At 64.3% G+C, this 4409-nt stretch carries 5 protein-coding genes and 1 pseudogene; all 6 read left to right on the forward strand.

Going from position 1 to position 4409, the window contains the following annotated elements:
• Positions 1-335, forward strand: a 335-nt coding sequence (locus BLP62_RS13220; RefSeq protein ID WP_176758236.1) for a transposase, incomplete at its 5' end; no start/stop codon positions are given.
• A 122-nt stretch (positions 336-457) separates the two neighbouring features.
• A complete protein-coding gene (locus BLP62_RS13225) occupies positions 458-1585 on the forward strand; it encodes a hypothetical protein (RefSeq protein ID WP_176758237.1) in 1128 nt (375 codons plus the stop codon).
• Positions 1586-1651: 66 nt separating this feature from the next.
• Positions 1652-1921 carry a hypothetical protein gene (locus BLP62_RS13230; protein ID WP_093008737.1) on the forward strand — a complete coding sequence of 90 codons (270 nt, stop codon included), beginning with the start codon at positions 1652-1654 and terminating at the stop codon, positions 1919-1921.
• 248 nt (positions 1922-2169) lie between these two features.
• On the forward strand, positions 2170-3129 hold the full coding sequence (locus tag BLP62_RS13240; protein ID WP_093008739.1) for a hypothetical protein: 960 nt from the start codon (positions 2170-2172) through the stop codon (positions 3127-3129).
• A gap of 244 nt (positions 3130-3373) precedes the next feature.
• Entirely contained in the window at positions 3374-4126 is a 753-nt protein-coding gene (locus BLP62_RS13245; protein WP_015717245.1) for an ABC transporter, read from the forward strand.
• Between the two features lie 8 nt (positions 4127-4134).
• Positions 4135-4409, forward strand: a pseudogene (locus BLP62_RS13250) (ABC transporter); the annotation flags it as partial.

Below are 4409 nucleotides of genomic sequence, written 5' to 3' on the forward strand. Positions count from 1 at the left end.
GTTCGCGGTACCCGGGGGTGGTGGGGCTTTGGGTACAGGATTCGGGGGCCTTCCTGCGGTTCTACGGGTACCCCAAGGTGCTTTGGCCGTACTTGCGGAGCACCAACCTGATGGAGCGGTTTATCCGGGAAGTGCGGCGTGGGACGAAGGTGCGGGACCACAAGTTTCCCAAGGCGGAGGCGGTATACAAGCTCCTTTACCTGGAGTCAGAGAGGCAAGAGGGGAGGTGGGCAGAACGGAAACTAAAGGGGTTCTCGGAGGTGAAGGAGGTGCTGGAGAAGATGCTTCAGGAGCGGTATGCCCCCCGTACACAGACTCTTACACATAACTCTTGACACGACCGTTTCCTGTGTCAGGATTTCGCAAAATGGCGAAAAAATGTTCGCTTGTTCTATCTCTGGCGGGGTGGTCTGGGTAATAGAGGGGTTTTCTCCACTTGAGGCATAAAGAGTCTGTTTTGGCTGAGGCCCTGAGCGACCTCGGGGCCTCCCTGGGCTTTAGCGCCCTCGCCCTGGAAGTGGCCCGCACGGGGGAAGCCTTATGGGTGGGCTTCTTCGCCGCCCTGGGCTACCTTACCCTAGGGCCTCTTCTCCTCCTCAGCCCCTGGGTGGAGCGGCGGGGCCTGGCCCGGGCTCTCCTGGAGTTGCGCCTGGCCCGGGGCCTCCTGTTCCTCCCCCTTCCCTTCCTGCCGCGGGAAGCCGCCCTCCTGGTCTTCTACGCTTACCCCCTTATGGTCCTCACCGACCTGGCCATCGTGGCCTGGGAAGGCCTCCTGGTGCGGAGAGGCCGGGACAGGCTGGCGGAAAGGAGCGGCAAGCTCTACGCTGCCTGGGAGGTGGGAGGGCTGGTGGGAGTCGGCCTCGGCCCCGCCCTCTTCGCCCTCCATCCCGCCCTCCCTTACCTCCTTGCCGCCGGGATCCTCCTCCTGGCCTGGGCCCTCCTCCGCCCCGCCCTCACGGGGGAGAAGGGGGAGAGGGAGGAGGCGACGAGGCCCGAGGCCTTGGTGCAGTCCCTCCGTCGCCTCCTGGCCTACGCCCCCCTCAGGCCCTATCTCCTCCTTTCCCTCCTCTTTACCCTGGCCCACGCCCTCACCACCGCCCTTCTGGGCCTTCTGGCCCTCCGGGCGGGCACCCCGGAAGCCCTCTTCGGCCTGGTCTTCGTGCTGCAAAGCCTGGGGTACACCCTGGGAAGCTACTTTGCCGGGCGGGTCCCACCGGCCCTGGCCTTTAGGCTGGGCCCATTAGGGGCAGCCCTCGGGGGGATGGGCTTTCTCCTGCCCTTTCCCCTCCTCCTCGCCGCCCCACCCCTCTTAGGCCTGGGGGTGGCCCTCCTCAGCACCCACCTGCGGGCGGTGCGGGGCTGGCTCCTGCCCAAGGAGGGCCTGGCCCCAAGCCTTGCCGCCATCCGGGCCCTCCTCTACGGGGCCGGGGCCCTGGGGGGCCTGGGGGCGGGGGTCCTGGGCAAGGGGAATCCAGCCCTGCCCCTCCTCCTAGGAGCCTTGGGATTCCTGGTCCTTCTTCCCTTCGCTTTAGGACCCCTCCACCCTAGGCGACTGGAGGCCTTAAGGCAAGAAGAAGCAGAGTAGGAATCTTGGACAAGGAGAATCTACCCCTTCTCGTTTTGGGCCCGTTTCCGGCCAGCCTGTAGGCGTATGACAATAGCCCTCCTCCTCTGGCTGGAGGCCTTCCGCCTCTTCGGGGCGGGGTTCTTCTACTTCGCCCACGCCGCCCTCACCGCTCTTGGGGCCTTGAGCCCCCTAGAGGCCAGCTTAGCCCTGGCCTTCCGTCTCCTGGCCGAGCCCCTCTTCGCCCTCTATGGGGGGCATCTGGCCGACCGGTGGCCCAGGGGAAGGCTCCTCCTCCTCCTGGCCGGGGGGCTCCTCCTCGGCTTCGCCTCCTGGGCGGGAAGGGGGTGGCGGTGAAGGCAGGCTAGTACGGACACTTAAAGCCCCGGCCCCGGGGGCGGGCAGTGGGGGGCGAGGCATTGGGGAAGGACCCCAGAGCCCCCGAGTAGGGCGAGGAGAAGCCACAGGAGCCGCACACCTGAAGGCTACCCCGGCCCATGTAACCTCCGCGTAACGCCCTAGAGTCTTTATGAGAGCTTCCTGAGTTACGCGGGCGTTACCTTCCTCTTGCTACCCTGAGGCTAACCCGGAAGGGGGTGGAGGCGATGCTCAAGGACGTGCAGGAGGTCAAAGCCGTCGGCCGGACGCGGCGGGTCCACGTGAGGCCCTTCGCCTGGAATTCAAGAGTGCCCTTGGCGCTCCTGGTCGTTCTCTCTGGTCTTTTTGCGGGCTGCGGGCGGGGAGCGGCAACCGCAACGCCTTCCCAATCCCCCGATCAATCCGCTGCCTGGATGGAACTTGCCCCCGGAATCCGGTACCGGGAGGGGGAGGGGAGGGTTTCCCTGGATATAGCACCACCCCTCTTGAGCGAGGAAAGCGTGCGGAAGTTCGCCGAATACGCCCAGGGAAGGATGGCCCAAGCCACCCCCGAGGAAAAGGCATTCTGGGAGGAACAGCTGCGCTTTGTGAAGGAGCAGCAGGCTCTTTGGTCCGACGAGGAGCTTGTGGTAAGCGTCCTGGAAAGGGCCTTCTTGGAGAGGATCCCTCTCCCCCTGAAGGAACCGCAACGCCAGGAACTTAGGGCGAAGCTGGGGGAAATTGTGGGACAGATGAAACGGTACGGTCCGGAGAACCTCCCTTGGGGTGGAGACTTCCAGGGTTTGCCCCCGGAGCTCAAGACCTCTGATGGGGGAATGGTGGTGGGTCTGGATACTTTTTCCCTCCTGGTCCAGCACCTGGGCCCCCAGTCCCTTTTTCCGTCCTGTAGCTTGGCGGCCTCGGCCCTGCCCACCACAGCCTCTCCTGGGGCTAAGGCCTACGCTTTCGCCAGCTGCTCTACGGGCAGCATCATCTGGGGCCAGGTGGAAACCCGAACCAGCGCCAAGGCGGCAAACGACTGGCCTCCACCCTGCTACGACTCGGGTTGGCCCACTTCCCAGTGCATGAGCGTGGCCTACGGGAGTATGGGGTGCTACAGCTCAGCCTGGGCAGGTTACTATTACCAGTGGACAGACCTTAGGATTTACTCAAGCAGGCGTTCTTCGTCTAACTCCAGGTGTTTTTGAACGCGCAGGCGAGGCGGAGCCGGCACCTCGCCCCTGCACGGGCTAGGGAAAGGAGGTGAGGAAGATGCGGTGGATTGTAAAGCCTTCCCGGGTGCAGCCCTTGGGTGACCCGGGTTGCGGTGGAAGGATGCCCGCGCCCTGCCCTCAAAGATAATAGGGCTAATGTAGCCAAGTCCTGGATGGCAGCAGGCTACCAGGTGCCAAGAAACTTCCTGCTGTCATCCACATCTTTAGCGAGGTCTGCATGCTCTGGCCGCTTTGGAGCGAGTTCCTGCTCTCTTGGGCCCGAACCCGGCGTTACTGGTTCAACACGCTGGCAAACCTGGGGGGGAGCCTCCTCTACTTCTACGCAATCCTTTTGGGCTTTAGCCGGCTTACCCCCGAGGAGGCCCGCTTCTTGGACCCAGGCCCCCTGCTTCTGGTCTTCACGGCCTTCAACCTCACCTTGTTCACCTTCCAGTCCATCGCCTACACGGTCCAGGGCGAGGCGCAACTGGGGACCCTGGAACACATGGCCCTGGCCCGGGGAGGCCTCCTGCGCCAGCTCCTCCTTCGGGCCCTGGTGCAAAGCCTATTCGGGGTTCTCTGGAGCCTTTTGGTCCTCCTGCCCTTGGCCTTGGCCTTCGGCGTGACCCTAGGCCCCCTGGCCCGCTGGCCTTTGGGGTTCTTGCCCCTTTTCCTGGCCGCCTTGGGCTTCGGCCTCCTCATGGGGGCCACTGCCTTGTACTTCAAGCAGGTGGACGAGTTTTTCACCATCGTCCAGTTCCTCTTCCTGCCCTACTTCTTTTATCTGGTCCGGTTTGAGCCCTGGATGGCCCACCTGCCCTTCGCCCCCGGGGTGCACCTCCTGCGGCTTAGCCTCTCAGGGGCGGAGGCGCCTTGGGGCCTGTTGGGCCTGGCCCTCTTTCAAGGGCTCCTCCTCTTCGCCCTGGGGCTTTGGGCCATGGCCTACATGTACCGCCTGGTGCGCAGGCGGGGTATATTGGGGAGGTTCTAGGAGGTGTGATGCTCTGCTGGCAACTCTGGAGCGAGTTTCTCCTGGAGTGGAACCTGACCAGGCGCTACTGGTTTGACACCCTGGCGGGGCTTTTGGCCTCCGTCCTCTTCTTCTACTCCATGGTCCTCGGCCTGGAGAACCTGACCCCCGAGGGGCTGGCGAGCCTAGGTCTGGACCTGGGCCCCCTCCTCCTGGTCTTCGCCGCCTTCAACCTGGTGGTGGGCACCTTTCAGTCCATCGCCTATTCCGTCCAGTCCGAGGCCGCCTTAGGCACCCTGGAGCA

This window comes from Thermus arciformis, assembly GCF_900102145.1.
Taxonomy (GTDB): domain Bacteria; phylum Deinococcota; class Deinococci; order Deinococcales; family Thermaceae; genus Thermus; species Thermus arciformis.

Coding starts and splice junctions, on each gene's coding strand:
- BLP62_RS13240 (WP_093008739.1), top strand. CDS start 2,170: ATGCTCAAGGACGTGCAGGAGGTCAAAGCCGTCGGCCGGACGCGGCGG.
- BLP62_RS13245 (WP_015717245.1), top strand. CDS start 3,374: ATGCTCTGGCCGCTTTGGAGCGAGTTCCTGCTCTCTTGGGCCCGAACC.
- BLP62_RS13230 (WP_093008737.1), top strand. CDS start 1,652: ATGACAATAGCCCTCCTCCTCTGGCTGGAGGCCTTCCGCCTCTTCGGG.